Raw genomic sequence first — 19,084 nt, forward strand, 5'->3', positions numbered from 1 at the left:
CGGCGGTGGGCGTCGCGGTCGCGCTGAACGGGCTGCACGGGCACGGACTCGTCTACGGCCGCCTCAAGCCGAACGACGTCGTCCTCACCGGGGCGGGCACCGTGCTGTGCGGGGTCGGCCTTCCCGACCCGCCCGAGCAGGACCAGGTCGATCCGCTGGGCGGGATGGACAAGATGCTGAGCGGGCCGCCGGAGAGCCTCTACGGGATCGGGTCGCCCTCGCCGGAGGCCGACGTCTACGCCTGGGGCTATCTCGTGGCGTTCGCGGCGGACGGAGGGGCGCATCCGTACCCGGCGGCGGGCGACCCGGTGGCGAAGTCCGACGCGATCTGGCGTGCCGCGCCGGATCTGACCGTGCTGCCCCCCGCGTTCCGGCGGCTCGTGGGTGCCGCGATGGCCAAGGACCCGGCGGGCCGGCCCTCGATCGACGCGGTCCTCGCCGGCCTGGCCGGTCTCGTCGGGCCCTAGGCGGCGAGGCGCGCGGCGGCGCGGACCGTCACAGGGCGAGGCCGGCCATGACGGCCATGCACCCGGCCATGCCCGTCGCGCACAGGCAGGCGGTGTGGCGGCGGCGGAGGGCGCGTGCGGCGCGTGAGGCCGTCCAGCCGACGGCGACGGCGAGGGCGACGGGTGCGAGCAGTCCGCCGCCGTGCGCGTGCGCGGCGGGCGGGCCGGAGGGGCCCACCGCACCCAGGGTGAGTAGGACGGCCATGAGAGCGAAGTCGGCGACATGGTGGCCGTTCTTAGCGCGCTGGGCGGGCGAGCCGCTGCACCAGCCCGCGGCGAGCAGTCCGATGACCGCGACGGCGAGGCCGGGCGCGCCGCCGAAATGCCCGGCCGCCATGCCGAGCGCCATCGCGAGGTGCGGCCAGCGCAGGCCGGACGGCGCCGACAGCGCGGGCACGAGCGCGAGGACGCACCCGGCCAGTGCCGCCGCGAGGTGCAGTCCCGCCTGCATGGCGGCCCGCGCCCGTCCGCCTAGCCCCGCCGGTCGTCGGACGCCGCCGCACCTGCCGCACGATGCCTCATGGAACCTCCCCCTCGGTCCTCCGCGCGCAGAACCGGGATCCGGGCCGCGCGGATGCGCCGCGAAAACTCGGCGTCGCGTCCATGCTTCCCGGATCCCGCGCGTTCGCGCGTCCCCCGGACGCCTGAGTTACCTGTCGGAACCCGTGCCCTTCCCTGTCCCCGACGGCCTCCGCGGCACCGCGCCGGGACGGGGAAAGGCCCGGTTCCGCCGAGGAAGGGGCGGAGACCGGGCCTTTCAGGGAGGAGAGTCAGAGGGTGCGCGAGGTGGTGACGCCGAAGCCCGCGATCCACTCGGGGACGGCCTCGTAGAAGCGGGAGGTCATCTCGTAGGGGCCGGAGGCGGCCAGGGCGGCGTGGGCGGCGATCCAGGTGCGGACCTCGTGGGAGGAGCCGCCGCCCTGTTCGCCCATCCACTGGACGGTCCAGGAGTCGAAGGCCGGGAGTTCGTTCTTCTCGAGGTGGTCGAGGAGCCGGTTGTCCCATTCCGGGTTGATCGGGATCATCCTGGAGGATCCGGCGGCGTAGTCGCGGCCCGCCTGGACGACCCGCTCCTCGCCGCGCGCCCGCTGCTCGGGCGTCGGCGGGCGCCCCTCGATGAGGGCGTCCGCGACGCGCGGGGGAGCCCCGTCCAGCACCGGCACGGGCGGGTCGTGGGAGAGCCCGCCGGACCCGAGGAACAGGACGCGCCGGTCGAGGTCGGCGGCGGCCCGGCCGAGGGCGTCGCCCATGGCCCGGATCCGGCTGACGGGCCCGAGCGGCGTCGCGACCCCGTTGACGAACACGGGGATCACCGGGACCCGGTCGATCCCGTCGAACAGCACCTCGAGCGGCTGCGCGAACCCGTGGTCCACGGTCATCCGGGCCGAGACCGTCAGGTCGACGCCCCGGTCCAGGACGCCTTGGGCGATCGCGTTCGCGGCGGCCCCGTCCACGGACAGCGGCCCCGCCGACGACCCGAAGTCCCCGACGGCGTGCGCCTCGGTGGCGAGGCAGAAGGGCGGCATCTCCTTGTAGAAGAAGCCGTTGTAGTGGTCCGGCGCGAACAGCACGACGAGTTCCGGGTCGAACGCGGCGATGAACGCCCGCGCGTGCGCGACCGCGGCGTCCACCCGGGCCAGCACCTCGGGCGCCGGGTCGTTCTTCCCGATCAGCGGCGAATGGGACAGCCCTACGGCGGCGGCCTTCATCTGCGGTCTCCTCTAGGCGTTGGGGTGGATCACGAGCTTGCCGGTGAGCGCGCCGTCGATCATGAGCCGGAGGCCCTGGTGGATCTCGGCCAGCGGGAGGGTCCGGTCCACCACGGGGCGGACGCCGGTGGCCTCCATCATCCGGAGCAGCGCGACGAGTTCGGCGCGGGTGCAGCCGGTCGAGCCGAGCACGCTCTGCTGCTGGTAGAAGACCCGGTTGAGGTCGGCGGGCGGGTTCGCGCCGCTGGTGGCCCCCGCGATCACGACGGTGCCGCCGGGCTTCAGGCACTTGAGCGAGTGCGCCCAGGTGGCCTCGCCGACGGTCTCGATCACCACGTCGACCTTCTCCGGAAGCCGATCCCCGCTCGGGACGGCGGCGCGCGCCCCCCACGTCAGGGACTCGGCGCGCTTGGCCTCGCTCCGGCTCGTCGCGTACACGACGGCGCCCGCGGCGGCGGCGAGCTTGATCGCGGCCGAGGCGACCCCGCCGCCCGCGCCCTGCACCAGGACCCGGTCCCCGGCGGTGATCCGCGCCCGGGTGAACAGCATCCGGTAGGCGGTCCCCCACGCGACGGGCAGGCACGCCGCCTCGTCGAACGACAGCCACGACGGCTTGGGCACCAGATTCCCGGTGGGAACCGTCAGGTACTCCGCGAAGGCCCCGGCGTGCCGCTCCGACAGGAGCGCCCGGTTCGGATCAAGGGTGACGTCCCCGCCACCCGCCTCCGGATCACCGAGGACCGGATGGACGATCACCTCGTTGCCGTGCTCGTCGTATCCGGCGGCGTCGCAGCCGAGGATCATCGGGATCCGGTCGGCCGGATGCCCGACCCCCCGCAGGGTCCACACATCGTGCATGTTCAGGGACGAGGCCATGACCTTGACCAGCGACCAGCCGGGCGCGGGGGCGGGCACCGGGACGTCGCGCAGCTCAAGACCCGACAGCGGGTCCGAGGCGCTCTGGGAGACGGCGGTAGCAGCGAGCATGGTCCGAGCCTGCCGCGCGTGACGGTCCCCTCTACAGTCCGTGTGCCGTACAGCGGCACGCGCGGTTCCGACGCGCGCGGGGCGCCGGGTTCCATGGTGGCATGAGCTCCTCTTCCGAATCCGCCCCCACGGCGACGCCGCGCGGCGCCCTGCGGCGCCCCGCGGAGCTGTCGAGGTCCGTGGACGTCAGCGGGCTGGTCGACGCCGAGGGCGGCCTCCTGGACCGTGCGATCTTCACCGACGAGCAGATCTACCGCCAGGAGATGCGGCGGATCTTCGCGCCGAGCTGGCTCTTCCTCGCGCACACCGACCAGTTCCACCGTCCGGGTGACTTCTTCACCACCTGGATGGGCGAGGACCCGGTGATCGTGACGATGGACAAGGGCCGCAAGATCCGCGCCTACCTGAACTCGTGCCGCCACCGCGGCGCGCGGGTCTGCCGGGCGGACTTCGGGACCACGCGGAACTTCACCTGCACCTACCACGGTTGGTCGTTCGACCTGGAGGGCGACCTGGTGAGCGTGCCGAACAAGGAGGGCTATCCCGAGAGCTTCGAGACCTCCCAGTGGGGCCTGGTCGAGGTGCCGCACGTGGAGTCCTACCACGGGTTGATCTTCGGCACCTGGAACCCGTCGCCGGTCTCGCTGCGCGAGTCCCTGGGCGACATGGCCTGGTACATGGACGCGATGCTCGACCATGACGAGCAGGGCACGGTCGTCGTCGGCGGCGTCCACAAGTGGGTGCTGGAAGGCAACTGGAAGCTCGCGGCCGAGCAGTTCGCGACCGACTGGTACCACGTGAACATGAGCCACGCCTCGGCGCTCCAGGTGCTGGCCCCGGCCGGCAAGAAGCCGAAGCAGGAGATCGTGCACCGCTCGGGCCGCCAGTACGTCGACCCGAACGGGCACGGCGCGGGCTTCCCGGTCCACCCGAGGAACCGGTTCGACGCCAAGACCGTGCACGACTGGTTCGACTACGACGCGCTGCGCGAGCGCCTGGGCGAGGCCCGGGTGGAGGGCCCGCTGACCAACGGCCACGCGACGGTCTTCCCGAACTTCTCCTACCTGCCCGTCAACGGCTCCATCCGGATCTGGCACCCCAAGGGCCCGGACCGCATGGAGGTGTGGGCGTGGACGATCGTCGACAAGTCGATGCCGGAGGAGGTCCGCGAGGCGCAGCGCCTGTACAACCTGCGCACCTTCGGGCCCAGCGGCGTCTTCGAGCAGGACGACGGCGAGAACTGGAGCGAGGTCCAGGCGATCGCGGGCGGGTTCATCACCAACTCGGTCGCTCTGAACTACCAGATGGGCATGGGCGGCGAACGCGAGGACGGGCGCCACCCCGGCAGGACCAGCGAGCTGTACAGCGACGCGGCGGGACGGTCGTTCTACGCCCGCTGGCGCGAGCTCATGAACACCCGCGCTTGGCATGAGGAGGACCGGGCATGAGCACCGGCATCAGGGTCGCCGCCGTCGAGGACATCCCCGAGGGCGAGGGCCTCAAGATCGACAAGAGCGTGACGGGCACGGCGGACGACATCGCGCTCCTGCACGACACCGACGGCTCCATCTGGGCGCTGGACGACACCTGCCTGCACGGCGACGCGTCCCTCTCGGAGGGCTGGGTCGAGGACGGCTGCGTCGAGTGCCCGCTGCACACCAGCAGGTTCTGCCTGTCCGACGGCAAGGTCCAGGGACTGCCCGCGACCGAGGATCAGAAGCCGCACCGGGTCGAGGTCCGCGACGGCGAGGTCTACCTCTTTCCGGGAGAGGCGCCCTGACATGTCCGACATCGCAAGCGTGGTGATCGTCGGCGGGGGGCTGGCCGGGGTCAGCACCGCCGCCGCGCTGCGGTCCGGCGGCTACGTCGGCGAGCTCTACCTCGTGGACGCCGGCGCGTTCCCCTACGACCGGCCTCCGCTGTCCAAGGACTTCCTTTCGGGGGCCAAGGACCTCGCGCAGCTCGCCCTCCAGCCCGCGGAGTGGTACGCCGAGCAGGACGTCAGGCTGCTCAACCGCTCGACGGTCACCTCGGTCGACGCGGACTCCGTGGTGCTGTCCGACGGCACCGTGCTGCCCGCCGACCGGATCGTGCTCGCCACCGGCGGACGCGCCGCGCTGCCGCCGATCCCGGGCGCGGACGGCCCGCGCGTCCATGTGCTGCGCGACGTCGAGGACGCCGAACGGCTCAAGGCCGCGCTCGTGCCCGGCGCGCGGATCCTCGTGGTCGGCGGCGGCCTGATCGGCGCGGAGACCGCGGCGAGCGCGCTCGCGCTCGGCTGCGAGGTCGTGCTGGCCGAGCCGGGCACCCCGTTGGCCGCCTCGGTCGGCCCGGAGATGGCCGAGTGGCTGCACGCGATGCACCCCGCGCGCGGCATCGACTGCCTGGCCGCGCGGGTCCTCGCCTTCGAGGACGGCCCGGACGGCGTCCGGGCGAAGTTCGAGGGCGCCGGCGAAGGACAGGAGCTGCGCGAGTTCGACGCGGTCGTGGTCGGCGTGGGGCTCGCCCCGCGCACCGGCCTCGCCGAGGCCGCCGGGCTCGAAGTCGACGGCGGCGTCATCGTCGACGCTGGACAGACCACCTCGAACCCGGCGATCCTCGCGGTCGGCGACTCCGCCCGCCGCCGGATCGACGGCGACCTGCGCCCGTGCGCCGGGCACTGGGAGGCCGCCCAGGACGACGGCAGGCGCGCCGCCGCGACCATCCTCGGCAAGCCGCTTCCCGCCGAAGGCGCGTCCTGGTGGTGGAGCGACCGGCACGGCGTGCACGTCGAGGCCGTCGGGTCGATGGCCGCCGCCGACACCACGGTCGTGCGCGGCGCGCCCGGTGCGGCGTTCGCGGTCTTCGGACTGCGCGACGGCAGGGTCGTCGCCGCGGTCGCCGTGGACGACTCGGGCGCGGTCCGGGCGGCCCGCCGGATGATCGACCGGGGCACCGAGGTCGACGCCGCCGCGCTCGCCGACCTGGCCACCGACCTGCGCAGGCTGCTGCGCCGCTGAGCATCCGCGGCGCACCTCCGCCGCCCTGGAGAAGGGACAACCGTGAGCATCACCACCGAGCACGCCGTCGGCGAGGCCGGGCGTCCGGCCGACCGCGACACCCACTTCGAGGTCGAGCAGTTCTACTACCGCGAGGCGTTCCTGCTGGACGAGGGCCGCTACGCCGACTGGCTCGACCTGCTCGCCGAGGACCTCGACTACTGGATGCCGACCCGCACCAACCGGCTGCGCCGGCAGCAGTCGCTGGCGGTCGCCGCGCGCGGCGAGGCGGCGTTCTACGACGAGACGAAGGAGTCGCTGGCCTGGCGGATCAGGCGCTTCGACTCCGGGATGGCCTGGTCGGAGGACCCGCCTTCGCGGACCCGGCACCTGGTCACCAACGTGATGGCCGAGCGGGTCGACCCGGGCGAGCACGAGGGGTTCACCCCGGCGGACCTGCTGGTCCGGTCGGCGTTCCTGGTCTACCGGAACCGGCTGGAGCGCGAGGAGAACGTGTTCGCGGGGAGCCGGACGGACGTGCTGCGGCGCGGCGAGGACGGGGGGCTGCTCGTGGCACGGCGGACGATCCTGCTGGACCAGAACGTGCTCCTGGCGAAGAACATCTCGACGTTCTTCTGACCGCGTCCTCGGTGCGCCGTGGGACTTGTAGCGGAAATTTTCTGATTTCTCTGACTTTGATTTCGAGGTTGAGCACGTGAGCGTCATCGAGAACGAACTTCCGATCACTCAGCGCGTGGTGCGGACGTCGCTGGGCGACATCAACGTGGCCGAGGTCGGCTCCGGGCCCGTGCTGGTCATGCTGCACGGCGGCGGGCCCGGCGCGTCCGGCGTGAGCAACTACCACCAGAACCTTCCGGCGCTCGCCGCGCGGTTCCGCGTGGTGCTGCCCGACCAGCCCGGCTTCGGCGGGAGCTACCGGCCCACCGAGGCCGACCTGGACGCCCGCTCCATCACCGAGATCACCGTCGACGCGCTCTACCAGGCGCTCGACGCGCTCGGCATCGAGACGTTCCACCTGCTCGGCAACAGCCTCGGCGGCGCCGCCGCGATCGCGATGGCGCAGGCCAGGCCCGAGCGGGTGACCGGGCTCGTGCTGATGGCGCCCGGCGGCGGCTGGCTCCCGTTCGGCCCGACCCCGACCGAGGGCCAGAAGGAGATGTTCCGTTACTTCAACGGGACCGGGCCGTCGGAGAAGAAGATGGCCTCCTTCATCCGGACCATGGTCTTCGACCACAGGCAGTTCGGCGCGGACGTCGTGAAGGCGCGCTACGAGGCGTCCCTCGACGAGAGCCACATCGCGTTCTACCACCGCTACAACGCCGCGTTCGCCCAGCGGCACGGCATGGACCCGCTGTGGCGCGACCTGCCCGAGATCAAGGCGCCGACGCTGCTGCTGTGGGGCCGCGACGACCGCACGATCACCCTCGAGGGCGCGCAGATCATGCTCAAGTACATCCGGAACGTGCAGCTGCACGTCTTCGGCGATTGCGGGCACTGGGTCCAGCTGGAGCGCGCCCGCGAGTTCGAGCGGCACGTCGCGGACTTCCTCGGGGACCTGTCATGAGCTGGCTCCCGGGGTACTCGGTCCTGATCACCGGGGGAGGCTCGGGCATCGGCCGGGCGGTGGCCGACCGGTTCGTCACCGAGGGCGCGTCCGTGGCGATCTTCGGCAACGACGCGGCGCAGCTCGCCGAGGCCGCCGCCGGGTCCCCTGACCCGTCGCGGGTGCTGACGGTCGAGGGCGACGTGCGCAGCTCGGCGGACCTGCACCGGGCCGTCGCCGCGACGGTCACGCGGTTCGGGAGGCTCGACACCCTCGTCGCCAACGCCGGGATCTGGGACTTCCAGCGGCAGCTCACCCGCCTCGACGCGGCGGCCCTGGAGGCCACCTTCGACGAGCTGTTCTCGGTGAACGTCAAGGGCTACCTGCTCGCGGCCGAGGCGGCCTGGCGAGAGCTGGTGAAGACGCGCGGCAGCATCATCATGACGCTGTCGAACGCCTCCTTCCACGTGAACGGCGGCGGACCCGTCTACACCGCCTCCAAGCACGCCGCCCTGGGCCTCATGCGGGAGCTCGCCTACGAGCTGGCGCCCAAGGTCCGCGTCAACGGCGTCGCCTGCGGCGGCATGAACACCGACCTGCGCGGCCCGGCCTCGCTCGACATGGGCGAGCGCTCGATCGGCGCGTCCTTCGCCAAGAAGCGGCCCGACGCGCCGCCGCCGGTCATCCCGCTGCACGACTCCAGCACCGACCCGCGCGACTTCACCGGCTCGTACGTGCTGCTGGCCTCGCGCGAGCAGAGCGGCCCGATCACCGGCCAGGCGATCTCCGTGGACGGCGGCATCGGCGTGCGCGGCTTCGGCAGCCCCGCCGGCGGCGACCACCTCTGACGAACCAGGAAAGACGATGAGCGACCCGATCGCCGACATCAATCCGGCAGCCGCCGTGCGCCGGAACGCCCTCGTGCGCCCGGACCACCTCGCGCTCCGGTACGAAGGCGGCGACCTCACCTATGCCGCGCTGGAGGACCGCGCGGCGCGGCTCGCCTCCGTCCTCGCCGCCGACGGCGTGGGCGAAGGCGACCGGGTGGCCTACCTGGGGTTGAACAGCTCGTCCTTCCTCGTCGTGCTGCTCGCCGCGGCCAGGATCGGCGCGATCTTCGTGCCGATGAACTTTCGGCTCACCGGGCTCGAGTCCCGGTACGTCCTGGCGCGCAGCGAGGCCGTCGCGCTGGTGTGCGAGGAGGGGCTGCGGGACGTCGCGGACACCGCCCGCGCGGGGAGCCCGGTCCGGCTGCTGCTGCTCGTGGACGACGACGCCGCAGACCCCGTCGTCGGCGCGCCGGGCGACTGGGCGCCTTGGAGTGCGGTGCTCGCCCAGGCGGCGCCGCTCCCGTCGGCCGTCCGGCGCGGGTTCGACGACCCGGCGATCCTCATGTTCACCTCGGGCACGACCGGGCTGCCCAAGGGAGTCCTGCTCACCCACGGGAACCTGTGGTGGAACCAGGTCAACGTCGAGACGGTCGTGGACGCGCGGGTCGGGGACGTCACCCACGCCGCCGCGCCGCTCTTCCACATCGGGGCGCTCAACAGCTTCGTCCTGCGGGCCCTCGTGCGCGGCGGGACCGTCGTCCTGCGCCGCTCGTTCGACGCGGAGGGCACCCTCGATGATTTCGTCCGGTACGGGGTGAACACCACGTTCCTGGTTCCGGCGATGCTCGCGACGCTGAGCCGGGTTCCCGGGCTCGCCTCGGCCGATCTGTCCGCGCTGCGGTCCGTGATCGTCGCCGGGGCGCCCGTGCCGCCGTCGCTCATCGAGGGCTACGCCCGGCACGGGGTGCTGCTCCAGCAGGCGTGGGGCCTGACCGAGACGTCCCCGTTCGCCACGCATCTGCCCGCCGAGCTGACCCGGGCCAAGCTGGGTTCCGCCGGGCTGCCGATGCCGCACACCGAGGTCCGTGTCGTGGACTCCGCCACCGGCCGCCCGGTGCCCGCGGGCGTCGCGGGCGAGGTCGTCGTGCGCGGCCCGAACGTCACGCCCGGCTACTGGCGGAACGAGGAGGCGACCCGGGCGGCCTTCGACGCCGAGGGCTGGTTCCACTCCGGCGACGTCGGCCACTTCGACGCCGACGGCTTCCTCTACATCGTCGACCGGCTCAAGGACCTGATCATCACTGGCGGGGAGAACGTCTACCCGGCCGAGGTCGAACGGGTGCTGTCCGACATTCCCGGCGTGGTCGACGTGGCCGTCGTGGGGACCCCCGACGAGAAGTGGGGCGAGAAGGTCGTCGCCGTCGTGACCCTCGAGCCCGGCGCGTCGCTCACCTATGAGGCCGTGCGGGACCACGCCGACGGCCGCCTGGCTCGGTACAAGCTGCCCAAGGAGTTGAAGATCGTCTCCTCGGTGCCGCGCAACGCGTCCGGCAAACTGGACAAACTCGAGATCCGCCAGCTCGCCGGCAAGGAGGACTGACATGACCGTCCCGTCGCTTCCCGCCCTCACCCCGCGGGCGCCCTGGGCGGCCGAGCCCGGTGCCTGGGGCCGTTCCCGGGGGACGCTCCTGCTGCGCCGCCCGGACGGCGTCCGGGCCGGGGTCCGCGTCGAGCGCTGCGCCGCAGGCCGCCTCGGCGTCGCCTACCCGGTCGGCGCCCACGACGTCGAGATCGCCGTGACCCTCGCCACGGGCGGCACCGAGGCCGGTGCCGCGGTGCTCGACGCGGTCGTCGAGGCGCTGTGGGCTGCCGACCCGCGCTGCCGCCGCGTCGTCTTCGCCGCCGCCGAGCCCGCCGGGGCCGCGACCGCCCGCCGCGCCGGTTTCCGGCCGGCGGCGGAGGTCGATCTCGCCTCCGGCCCGGTCGAACTGCTCGTCCGCGAGCCCGAGTGGGTCACCGCCGTCGACCTGGACCTGGACCGCGTTCCCACCTGAGCCGGGGATACTGGGACGGCTGGGGAAGTATCGGAGGATTCGCGGTGTCGGACACCAATCAACTCGTCGCGCGCAACGTACGGCGCTATCGCCAGGAACAGGGCCTCTCGCTCGGCGAGGTCGCCCGCCGCTCCGGCCTGTCCAAGCAGACCCTCTCCAAGATCGAGCAGGGTGTGGGCAACCCCACGGTCGACACCCTCGTCCAGCTCGGCCTCGCCCTGGACGTCTCCCCCCGCCGCCTCCTCACCGAATGGGGCACCCCCGTCTTCGTCCAGCGCCAGGCCGAAGGCGCCTGGACCGAGGAGGACGGCCTGTCCGAACGCCTCCTTGGCGAGGTCTACGGCTCCGGCTATGTCCGCACCATGATCCTCCGGCTGGACCGCTCTTCCACCGACCTGCCCGTCGCCGACGCCCAGGCCACCGGCACCCTCCACCACCTCTACGTCATCACCGGCCGCCTCCGCACCGGCCCCCTCTCCGACCCGGTCGACCTCGCCGCGGGCGACTTCGTCCGCTTCCCCGCCGACATCCCCCACCGCCACCTCCCCCTGACGGACAAGGTGGTCGCCCACATGGTGACCACGGTCCCCCAGGTCCGCCAGTTCACCGCGGCCAAGCCCCGCGTCTCCCCGGAGTCGGCGACCCCCTGACCCGGCCCTGGGCGCGGCCCGCGTCCCGGCCGGGCGCGCAGCCCGACCGGCTCCCGGCGAGTCCGCCTGGAGCGGCCGCGTCATCGCCTGCCGCCCCCGGACCCGCCCGTCGCGGGCGGGTCCGGGAGGACGCGCGGGCCTAGGTCTGCGCCGGGGTGTAGAGGGCGCGGATCTCGGTGCGGTGGAGCTTGCCGGTTCGGGTGCGGGGGAGGGACGGGACCACGGTGGCGGTGCGGGGGATCTTGTAGGTGGCGAGGACGCCGCGCAGCGAGGCCAGGACGGTGGCGGTGTCGAGCGCGGTGTCGCGGGCGGGGACGAGGAGGGCGTGGCCCACCTCGCCCCAGTCAGGGTGGGGGACGCCGATGACGGCGCATTCGGCGACGCCGGGGATGCCGGAGATGACGCGTTCGACCTCGGCGGGGTAGATGTTCTCGCCGCCGGAGATGATGACCTCCTTGAGGCGGTCCACGATCTGGAAGGCGCCGTCGGGGGAGCGGCGGGCTATGTCGCCGGTGCGGAGGCCGCCGTCGGAGAGGGCCGCGGCGGTCTCCTCGGGGCGGCCCCAGTAGCCCGCCATGACGTTCGGGCCGGCGGCCAGGAGCTCGCCGGCGCCGTCGGGGGAGCCCGGCAAGGGGGACAGGCGGACGTCGGTGAAGAAGTGGGGGACCAGGCCCGTGCCCGAGTCCACCAGGACGCCAGGGGACGCCTCCGTCAGGCCGTAGCCCTCCCGGACGGCCACGCCGCGGGCCTCGTACAGGGCCTTGAGGTCGGGAGGGACGGGGGCGCCGCCGCACAGGAGGGTGCGCAGGCTCGTCAGGTCCGCACTCCCGAAACTGGGGACGGCGGCCATCCGCGCCAGCATCGTGGGCACGGCGAACATCGAGGTGACGCGGTGGCGGGCGATGAGGTCGAGGGTGCGGGAGGCGTCGAAGGACTCCGCGAGCAGGCAGGTCCCGCCCTTCAGCAGGACGGGGAGGGCCAGCATGTTCAGCGCCGCGGCGTGGAAGAGCGGGGCCGTCACCAGGGCGACCTCGGCGCCGGTCAGATCGAGGTCGACCAGCACGTTGAGGCAGTTCCACAGGACGTTGCCGTGAGTGAGGACGGCGCCCTTGGGGCGTCCCGTCGTGCCCGACGTGTAGAGGATGAGGCACGGGTCGGCGGCCCGCACCGGCTCGGCGAGGTCGGACGGGGACACCGCGGAAAGGGCTGCCTCGTACTCCGTGCCACCCACCGGATAAATACGGACAGAACTATTCAAAGCAGGCGCAGATATCAGGGCGTCGCACAGCAGAACGCGCGCGCCGCAGTCCGCGAGCTGATGGTCGATCTCGGGCGCAGACAGCAGTGAGTTGAGCGGAACGAAGACCCCGCCGAGCATCCCGACGGCGACGAGCCCTTCCAGAAAACCGGGACGATTCAGACCGAGGTAAGCCACCCGGTCGCCCGTTCCGACTCCGTCGGCCCGCAGTAGATGCGCGAGCCGCGTCGCGCGCTCGTGCAACGCCGCGTAGGTGAGCGTCACCGACGGCGCGCCACCGCGGCCGTCCGTCGCGAAGCCCTGTGCCACGGGCTTGTGGACGATCGCCGGGCGGTTCCCGGAGCGCTCCGCGCGGCGCCGGATCCAGGACGCGACACCCGTGACGGTGTCGGGTTCGTCCCGGTCGGCGGGCGTGCCGAAGTGCGGGTCGAGCAGGTGGTCGCGCATGTCCGCTCCCGTCGGTAAGTCTCACAAGTGCGCGTTTGGATTGGCGCATCCCGGTAATTGCTACGGATGGCAACATCATAGTTACTTGGTGTAATTGCTGGTGGGAGGGGTGGGCATGGTGGAAGCCGGACCGGGCACCGCGGCGCTGATGGACGCGCGCGTGCGGCACAGCCCGGAGGGCGAGCGCATCGACACCCGGGACGAGCCTCCGGTCTGGCGGGCGCCGCTGCCCGACGGCACCTTCGTCTGGACGGTCTCGGGGTTCGACGCCGCGCGCAAGGCGCTCGGCGAGCCGACGTTCGCGCGGTCGTTCAGCGAGCCGGGCGGCGACAGGTGGAAGGAGTACCTCTGGTTCTCCGAGCCGCCCGTCACCGACAGCATCGTGCGCAGCATGTTCAACACCGACGGCGAGGCGCACCGGAGGCTGCGCGCCCTCGGGGCCGCGGCCATCACCTCCGAGCGGATCGCGCGCGCCGCGCACGACGCGGCCTCGGTCGCGGCCGAGCGGCTCGCCGCGATCGCCGACCGGGGGGAGGCCGACCTCGTCGCCGACTTCTGCCACCCGTTCGTGCTCGACATCGCCGCCGAGATGTTCGGCTATCCGGCCGAGATCATCCGCCGGATCCGCGCGCTGCCCCGCTGGGCGCCGGCCCCGCTGTTCGAACCCGAGGGTTCGCCCGAGCGGGTGCGCTACGGCGCCGAACGCGAGGAGATGGTGACGCTCCTGTACGACCTCCTCGCCGCGTGCCGCCGCGACCCGGGCCCCGACGGGGTGAGCGCCATGCTCGCCCTCGCCGCCGAGACCGGGATGGACGACCAGGAGCTCACCTCGACGGTCTTCGCGACGCTCCTGGCCGTCACCGAGCCCGTCACGGACTTCCTCACCACCGCGCTGTACAGCCTGTGGTCCCGGCCGGGCCTCGCCGAAGATCCGGACGCGGTCGAGCGGGGGATGGAAGAGTTGCTCAGGTACACCACACCGGTCGCCGCGCCGATGCCGCGCCTGGTCACCAGGCCGCTCGCGTTCCACGGGGCCTATCTGGAACCCGGGGACGCGGTCGTGGTCCATCTGGGCCTGGCCAACCGCGACCCGAGCCGGTTCGACCAGCCGAACCGGCTCGATCTGTCTCGGGAGGTAGGCAACGACCTGGCCTTCGCGCACGGTCCGCACCACTGCCTATCGCCCTCTCTGGGCGAGCACCTCTGCCGGACCGTACTGATGGCGGTCCTGCGCGGCCTGTCCGACCTCGCCCCGGCCCGTTCCCTGGACGAGCTGCCTTGGCGGCCCGGGTGCACCGGGCCCTTCACCCGTTTCCACGTCACGTCCGGGCTGGCCGAACTGCCCGTCACGTTCCGGCCCGCGTCCCGAGACGCGGTGGCGGCCCGCGCGGCGACGGGGGTGGCGTGATGGCGCACGTCACCGGCCTTTCCACGCTCACCGCCTACGGCCCCGGGCTCACCGCCCTCTGGGACGGGATCTCTTCGGGCACCCCGGCGGTCTCGCCCGTCACCAGGTTCGAGACGAGGCACCACCGCGCGCACCACGCCGCGGTGCTGCCCGGCGATCCCGACCTTTTCGAGGCGCTGCGCGGCCTTGTCGAGGAGGCTTGTACGCAGGCCGGCCTTACGCCCGAGCAGCGCGCGACGACCCCGCTGGTCCTCGCCGTCCACGCGGGCCGCGACACCACGGCCAAGGCCGCCGCCCTCGCCGAGGCGTGCGGGCTGCGCGGGGTCGCGGCGATCCACACCGCGGCCTGCGCCGCGTCCAACTCGGCGCTCGCCGACGCCGCGGAACTCATCACCTACCTCGTCGAGGACCGGGTGGTCGTCGCCGGAGGCAGCTTCGTCGACCCGAGCATGTTCGCGGCGTTCGACAGCGCGGGCATCCTCACCGCCGAGGGCGTCAGCAGGCCGTTCAGCGCGGGCCGCAGCGGTCCGATCCTGGGCGACGGCGCGGCCGCGGCGGTCCTGGAACGCGACGGCTCGCGGCCCGACCTGCCCGGCGCCTGGCTGCGCGTCACGGGGTGGGGCAACACGTCCGAGGCGCACCACGTGGTCCGGCCGCGCGCCGACGGACGGGGCCCGGCCGAGGCGATCACCAAGGCGCTGGCCCGCGCGGGAAGCCCCCGCGTCGGATACGTCAACGCGCACGCCACCGCCACGCCGGCGTTCGACGCGGCGGAGGCCGCCGCGATCCTGCGCGGCCTGGCGGGTCAGCCCGGAGACCCCGGGGGAGCCGCCGACGTCCGGGTCAGCTCCACCAAGGCGCTGCACGGCCACTGCCTGGAAGGGTCGGGGCTCGTCGAGATGGCCGTGTGCGCGCTCTCGTTCCGCAACGGGCGGCTCCCGGTCAACGCCGGATTCGCCGGCCCGGACGCGGACTGCCCGCTCAACCTCGTGCTGGACACCGGGCAGGCCCCGGAGACCGGCCACATGCTCAGCCTCAACACCGGTTTCGGCGGTGTCAGCACCGCCCTCGTCCTGGCGGCGCCATGAACACCACAACGCAAGCGCACCCGGCCGGAACCCGCGCGAAGGCGGTCCCGACCCCTTCCGACGGCGAGGCCGTCCTGACGGTCCTCGCGGAGGAGCACTGGCCGCCTTCCGGCGAGGCCGATCCGCGGCTCCCGGACGTCCCGCGCTGGGACGTCTCCTTCTTCGCCCCGCTCCTCATGGCGGCCGCCGAACCCTGCCTCACCCGGCATTTCGGCGCGCCGCCGCTGGCGACCGAGGTGGGCGACCGGGTCGCCCTCGTCATGGTGTCGACCCGCGGCGACGCGGTCACCCAGGGCGCGATCGACGAGGCGACCGCGGAACCAAGGCCGGTGCCCAAGCACCTGCTGTTCCAGAACGTGCCCAGCACCGCGCCCGGCCACCTCGCCGCGCTGTGGGGGCTCTCCGGTCCCTTCGTCACCCTCCTGGCCGCCGGCGCCCCGCTGGCCGCGGCCCGCGAGCGGGCGGCCCGCCTCATCGCGACGGGCGACGCCGACCATGTCCTGGCCGTCGCACTGGACCCGGGCGACCACCCGAGCCGTCCCGGCACGGCGCAGGCCCAGTTGCTGGCGGCTTCCGGCCGATAGGCCGCCGCCCACACACCACCAGGAGGAGACATGTCCGTCGACCAGCTACCCGTGACGGCAACGCTGGTGTTCCCGGCGAGGCTGACCCCGGAGGCGCTCGAACAGGCCGCCGCGCCCGTCGCCGTGACGCTCGACGAGGGCGCCAGGAACGCCGTCGTGGGCTGCCACGACTTCCTGCACCTGTGCCTGGCCGAAGGCCGCGAGATCTACGGCGCGACGACGGGGTTCGGCCCGCTCGTCACCTTCGCCGGGCAGAAGGAGGCGGCCGACCAGTGCGAGAACCTGCTGTTCCACCTGGAGGTCGGCCAGGGCGCCGACCTCCCTCCCGCGATCGCCCGCGCGGCGCTGCTCGCCCGGGTCTGGACGCTCTCGCAGGGCAGATCGGGTGTTTCCCTGGCCGTCATCGACGCGCTGCGGGCCACCCTGGCGACGTCGTTCGCCCCGGCCATCCCGGAGTTCGGGTCGGTCGGCGCGAGCGGTGACCTCGCCCCGATGGCGCACGCCGTCCGGGCGCTCCAGGGCCGCGGCCAGGCCTATCTCGGCGAGGTCCGGATGAACGCCGGCGAGGCGCTCACCCGGGCGGGGCTCGTCCCGCTGGAACTGACCGGCCGCGACGCGCTCGCGCTGGTCAACGGCACGTCCGTCACCTCGGCGGCCGCGGGCCTGGCGCTCACCGCGCTCTCCCGCAGCCTGGCCGCGGCGACCGCGCTGACCGCGCTCATGGCCGACGTCCTCGGCTGCCGGAGCGACTTCGTCGTGCCGGAGATCTTCGAGGCGCTCGGCCACGACGACACCGCGGGGCAGGCCGCGGTGCTGCGCGCGCATCTCGCCGACCACGTCCCGGGCGCGGAACGGCCGCTCCAGGAGCCGTACACGCTGCGCTGCGCGCCGCACCTGCTGGGCGCGTCGGCGACCAGCCTGCGGCACGCCCGCCAGGTCGTCACCGACGACCTCAACGGGGTCAGCGACAACCCGCTGCTCTTCCCGGAACGCGACGTCATCGCGCACGGAGGCAACTTCTTCGGCCAGCAGGTCGCGTTCGCCGCCGACCTGATGTCGATCACCGCGACCCAGATGGCCAACCTCGCGGAACGCCAGCTCGACCTGCTCATCGACCCGCACCGCAACGGCGGCCTCAATCCGGTCCTCGCCGAGGCGCCCGGCCGCGATCACGGCGTCCAGGGCGTCCAGCTGGCCGCCACATCCCTGGTCGCCCGCATGCGCCGCCGGGCCGTTCCGGCCTCCATGCAGAGCATTCCCACCAACCACCACAACCAAGACATCGTGCCATTCGGCACGCAGGCGGCCCTGACGGCCCACGAGCAGGCCCAGACCCTGCGTCTGCTCCACGGCTCTCTGGCGGTGGCCCTGGTCCAGGCGGTCCGGGTGGGCGCCCGCCGTCCGACCACGACCGCCGGCGCCCGCCTCGCGGACGCCCTGGACGCGGCGCTGTCCGCGGACATCCCGTGGGCGACCCGGGTCCGCCGCGCGGCCGACATCCTCGACACCGCGGTCTGACACCACCACCACGGACGACGCATTTCCCAGCGGCGGGGCCCCGGGGCCCCGCCGCTATCCCGTGTGGATACGGGCGAAGCGCGCGGAAGGGACATTGGGGATCACCTGGCGGTCGAGCCTCCCTGGGTGGACAATTCCGGCATAGGTGATCTTCTGCTGGAAGGTGTGGACATGGCCGGGGCTGAGTTCTGGGGGGACGTCGAGCGGCATCTGGTGCGGTACGGCGGGGCGTTCAGCCCCGCGGTGATCGAGCGGGCCGCGGGGTCCTTCGTCCATGACGACTCGGGCAGGGCGATCCTGGACTTCACCTCCGGGCAGATGAGCGCGGTCCTCGGGCACGCGCATCCCGAGGTCGTGGCCACGGTGCGGGAGTACGCGGGCAGCCTCGACCACCTGTTCAGCGGGATGCTGAGCCGGCCCGTCGTGGACCTCGCCCGGATGCTCGCGGAGATCACGCCGGATCCGCTGGCGAAGTCGATGCTGCTGTCGACGGGGGCGGAGGCCAACGAGGCTGCCCTGAAGATGGCCAAGCTCTACACGGGCGGCTACGAGATCGTCAGCTTCAGCACGTCCTGGCACGGAATGACGTCGGGGGCGGCGGCCGCCACCTACAGCGCGGGACGGCGCGGGTACGGGCCGCCCGTGCCCGGCAACATCGCGATCCCCGCGCCGAACGCGTACCGGACGCGCTTCCTGCGCGACGGCGAGCACGACTGGCGCACCGAGCTCGACCACGCCTTCGATCTCGTGGACGCCCAGTCCGCGGGCGCGCTCGCCGCCTGCATGGTGGAGCCGATCATCAGCTCCGGCGGCCTGGTGGACCTCCCGCCCGGCTACCTGGCCGCGCTCAAGGACAAGTGCGTCGAGCGGGGGATGCTGCTGATCCTGGACGAGGCGCAGACCGGGCTCGGCCGGACGGGCGCGATGTTCGCGTTCGAGCGCGACGGGGTCGTGCCGGACATCCTCACCCTCTCCAAGACCCTCGGCGCGGGGCTGCCGCTGTCGGCGGTCGTGACCGGCGCGGAGATCGAGGAGCGCTGCCACGAGCTGGGCTACCTGTTCTTCACCACCCACGTGTCCGACCCGCTGCCCGCCGCCGTCGGCCGGACCGTCGTGTCGATCGTGCTGCGGGACCGGCTGCACGAGCGCGCCGCCGAGCTGGGCGGACGCCTGCGGGCGGGCCTCCTGGCGCTCCAGGAACGGCACGAGTGCATCGGCGACGTCCGGGGCCGCGGGCTCATGCAGGGCATCGAGCTCGTGAAGGACCGGACGACCAAGGAGCCCGCCGACGACCTGGGCAAGGCGATCACGTCGGCCTGCCTCGATCTCGGCCTCCACATGAACATCGTGCAGCTCCCGGGCATGGGCGGCGTCTTCCGGATCGCGCCGCCCCTCACCGTGACCCCGGCCGAGATCGACCTCGGCCTGGAGATCCTGGACAAGGCGGTGACGCAGGTCACCCGCTGAGCCCGTGAAAAAGCCCGTCCGCGCGTCGGCGCGGAC

19 protein-coding genes are annotated in these 19,084 nt (G+C 73.1%); 15 read left to right on the forward strand and 4 right to left on the reverse strand.

All coding sequences use genetic code 11. The features are described 5' to 3' along the window. Window positions 1-5 precede the first annotated feature (5 nt). Window positions 6-467 (forward strand): protein kinase family protein, encoded by a 462-nt coding sequence (locus tag EDD29_RS10940; protein ID WP_123664283.1) that lies wholly within the window; start codon window positions 6-8, stop codon window positions 465-467. A 28-nt stretch (window positions 468-495) separates the two neighbouring features. Here EDD29_RS10940 and EDD29_RS10945 read toward each other — a convergent pair whose 3' ends face one another. The 3 genes from EDD29_RS10945 to EDD29_RS10955 form a co-directional block, all read right to left on the reverse strand. Beyond that, on the reverse strand, window positions 496-957 hold the full coding sequence (locus EDD29_RS10945) for a hypothetical protein (RefSeq protein WP_123664284.1): 462 nt from the start codon (window positions 955-957) through the stop codon (window positions 496-498). Between the two features lie 319 nt (window positions 958-1,276). Further along, entirely contained in the window at window positions 1,277-2,215 is a 939-nt protein-coding gene (locus EDD29_RS10950; RefSeq protein ID WP_123664285.1) for a 3-carboxyethylcatechol 2,3-dioxygenase, read from the reverse strand. Between the two features lie 12 nt (window positions 2,216-2,227). After that, window positions 2,228-3,202, reverse strand: coding sequence for a zinc-binding dehydrogenase (locus EDD29_RS10955; protein WP_123664286.1), 975 nt, complete (start codon window positions 3,200-3,202; stop codon window positions 2,228-2,230). A gap of 101 nt (window positions 3,203-3,303) precedes the next feature. On the opposite strand from EDD29_RS10955, the gene EDD29_RS10960 reads away from it, so the two are divergent. The 9 genes from EDD29_RS10960 to EDD29_RS11000 all read left to right on the forward strand — a co-directional run bounded on the left by EDD29_RS10960 (window position 3,304) and on the right by EDD29_RS11000 (window position 11,278). Beyond that, window positions 3,304-4,650: an aromatic ring-hydroxylating dioxygenase subunit alpha gene (locus tag EDD29_RS10960; protein ID WP_123664287.1), complete on the forward strand. Its 1,347-nt coding sequence runs from the start codon at window positions 3,304-3,306 to the stop codon at window positions 4,648-4,650. Further along, entirely contained in the window at window positions 4,647-4,982 is a 336-nt protein-coding gene (locus EDD29_RS10965; protein ID WP_123664288.1) for a Rieske 2Fe-2S domain-containing protein, read from the forward strand. The genes EDD29_RS10960 and EDD29_RS10965 overlap by 4 nt, the downstream gene beginning before the upstream one ends. 1 nt (window position 4,983) lies before the next feature. Continuing rightward, window positions 4,984-6,201, forward strand: coding sequence for an NAD(P)/FAD-dependent oxidoreductase (locus tag EDD29_RS10970; protein WP_123664289.1), 1,218 nt, complete (start codon window positions 4,984-4,986; stop codon window positions 6,199-6,201). A gap of 42 nt (window positions 6,202-6,243) precedes the next feature. Continuing rightward, the gene (locus EDD29_RS10975) at window positions 6,244-6,819 is read left to right on the forward strand and encodes an aromatic-ring-hydroxylating dioxygenase subunit beta (protein WP_170201358.1); all 576 of its coding nucleotides are present in this window, start codon (window positions 6,244-6,246) and stop codon (window positions 6,817-6,819) included. A 76-nt stretch (window positions 6,820-6,895) separates the two neighbouring features. Further along, a complete protein-coding gene (locus tag EDD29_RS10980; RefSeq protein WP_170201359.1) occupies window positions 6,896-7,765 on the forward strand; it encodes an alpha/beta fold hydrolase in 870 nt (289 codons plus the stop codon). Then, window positions 7,762-8,592 (forward strand): 3-(cis-5,6-dihydroxycyclohexa-1,3-dien-1-yl)propanoate dehydrogenase, encoded by an 831-nt coding sequence (hcaB, locus tag EDD29_RS10985; RefSeq protein WP_123664290.1) that lies wholly within the window; start codon window positions 7,762-7,764, stop codon window positions 8,590-8,592. The genes EDD29_RS10980 and hcaB overlap by 4 nt, the downstream gene beginning before the upstream one ends. A 16-nt stretch (window positions 8,593-8,608) precedes the next feature. Continuing rightward, window positions 8,609-10,174 (forward strand): acyl-CoA synthetase, encoded by a 1,566-nt coding sequence (locus EDD29_RS10990; RefSeq protein WP_123664291.1) that lies wholly within the window; start codon window positions 8,609-8,611, stop codon window positions 10,172-10,174. A 1-nt stretch (window position 10,175) separates the two neighbouring features. Further along, window positions 10,176-10,628 (forward strand): hypothetical protein, encoded by a 453-nt coding sequence (locus EDD29_RS10995; RefSeq protein WP_123664292.1) that lies wholly within the window; start codon window positions 10,176-10,178, stop codon window positions 10,626-10,628. A 44-nt stretch (window positions 10,629-10,672) separates the two neighbouring features. Next, a complete protein-coding gene (locus EDD29_RS11000) occupies window positions 10,673-11,278 on the forward strand; it encodes a helix-turn-helix domain-containing protein (RefSeq protein WP_123664293.1) in 606 nt (201 codons plus the stop codon). Between the two features lie 139 nt (window positions 11,279-11,417). Here EDD29_RS11000 and EDD29_RS11005 read toward each other — a convergent pair whose 3' ends face one another. After that, window positions 11,418-12,983, reverse strand: coding sequence for an AMP-binding protein (locus EDD29_RS11005; RefSeq protein WP_123664294.1), 1,566 nt, complete (start codon window positions 12,981-12,983; stop codon window positions 11,418-11,420). Between the two features lie 115 nt (window positions 12,984-13,098). On the opposite strand from EDD29_RS11005, the gene EDD29_RS11010 reads away from it, so the two are divergent. The 5 genes from EDD29_RS11010 (at window position 13,099) to EDD29_RS11030 (ending at window position 19,048) form a co-directional block, all read left to right on the forward strand. Next, complete coding sequence (locus EDD29_RS11010; RefSeq protein WP_123664295.1) at window positions 13,099-14,391, forward strand: cytochrome P450; 1,293 nt, start codon at window positions 13,099-13,101, stop codon at window positions 14,389-14,391. After that, window positions 14,391-15,479, forward strand: coding sequence for a beta-ketoacyl synthase N-terminal-like domain-containing protein (locus EDD29_RS11015; RefSeq protein WP_123664296.1), 1,089 nt, complete (start codon window positions 14,391-14,393; stop codon window positions 15,477-15,479). The genes EDD29_RS11010 and EDD29_RS11015 overlap by 1 nt, the downstream gene beginning before the upstream one ends. Beyond that, a complete protein-coding gene (locus tag EDD29_RS11020) occupies window positions 15,476-16,063 on the forward strand; it encodes a beta-ketoacyl synthase N-terminal-like domain-containing protein (protein WP_123664297.1) in 588 nt (195 codons plus the stop codon). The genes EDD29_RS11015 and EDD29_RS11020 overlap by 4 nt, the downstream gene beginning before the upstream one ends. 30 nt (window positions 16,064-16,093) lie before the next feature. After that, window positions 16,094-17,581, forward strand: a complete 1,488-nt coding sequence (locus EDD29_RS11025) for an aromatic amino acid ammonia-lyase (protein ID WP_123664298.1) — start codon at window positions 16,094-16,096, stop codon at window positions 17,579-17,581. A gap of 171 nt (window positions 17,582-17,752) precedes the next feature. Then, window positions 17,753-19,048, forward strand: coding sequence for an aspartate aminotransferase family protein (locus EDD29_RS11030; protein WP_123664299.1), 1,296 nt, complete (start codon window positions 17,753-17,755; stop codon window positions 19,046-19,048). Window positions 19,049-19,084: the final 36 nt, after the last annotated feature.

The organism is Actinocorallia herbida (assembly GCF_003751225.1).
Classification (GTDB): Bacteria; Actinomycetota; Actinomycetes; order Streptosporangiales; family Streptosporangiaceae; genus Actinocorallia; species Actinocorallia herbida.

Coding starts and splice junctions, on each gene's coding strand:
- EDD29_RS10945 (WP_123664284.1), bottom strand. CDS start 957: ATGCAGGCGGGACTGCACCTCGCGGCGGCACTGGCCGGGTGCGTCCTC.
- EDD29_RS10950 (WP_123664285.1), bottom strand. CDS start 2,215: ATGAAGGCCGCCGCCGTAGGGCTGTCCCATTCGCCGCTGATCGGGAAG.
- EDD29_RS10955 (WP_123664286.1), bottom strand. CDS start 3,202: ATGCTCGCTGCTACCGCCGTCTCCCAGAGCGCCTCGGACCCGCTGTCG.
- EDD29_RS10960 (WP_123664287.1), top strand. CDS start 3,304: ATGAGCTCCTCTTCCGAATCCGCCCCCACGGCGACGCCGCGCGGCGCC.
- EDD29_RS10965 (WP_123664288.1), top strand. CDS start 4,647: ATGAGCACCGGCATCAGGGTCGCCGCCGTCGAGGACATCCCCGAGGGC.
- EDD29_RS10970 (WP_123664289.1), top strand. CDS start 4,984: ATGTCCGACATCGCAAGCGTGGTGATCGTCGGCGGGGGGCTGGCCGGG.
- hcaB (WP_123664290.1), top strand. CDS start 7,762: ATGAGCTGGCTCCCGGGGTACTCGGTCCTGATCACCGGGGGAGGCTCG.
- EDD29_RS10990 (WP_123664291.1), top strand. CDS start 8,609: ATGAGCGACCCGATCGCCGACATCAATCCGGCAGCCGCCGTGCGCCGG.
- EDD29_RS10995 (WP_123664292.1), top strand. CDS start 10,176: ATGACCGTCCCGTCGCTTCCCGCCCTCACCCCGCGGGCGCCCTGGGCG.
- EDD29_RS11005 (WP_123664294.1), bottom strand. CDS start 12,983: ATGCGCGACCACCTGCTCGACCCGCACTTCGGCACGCCCGCCGACCGG.
- EDD29_RS11010 (WP_123664295.1), top strand. CDS start 13,099: ATGGTGGAAGCCGGACCGGGCACCGCGGCGCTGATGGACGCGCGCGTG.
- EDD29_RS11015 (WP_123664296.1), top strand. CDS start 14,391: ATGGCGCACGTCACCGGCCTTTCCACGCTCACCGCCTACGGCCCCGGG.
- EDD29_RS11020 (WP_123664297.1), top strand. CDS start 15,476: ATGAACACCACAACGCAAGCGCACCCGGCCGGAACCCGCGCGAAGGCG.
- EDD29_RS11025 (WP_123664298.1), top strand. CDS start 16,094: ATGTCCGTCGACCAGCTACCCGTGACGGCAACGCTGGTGTTCCCGGCG.
- EDD29_RS11030 (WP_123664299.1), top strand. CDS start 17,753: ATGGCCGGGGCTGAGTTCTGGGGGGACGTCGAGCGGCATCTGGTGCGG.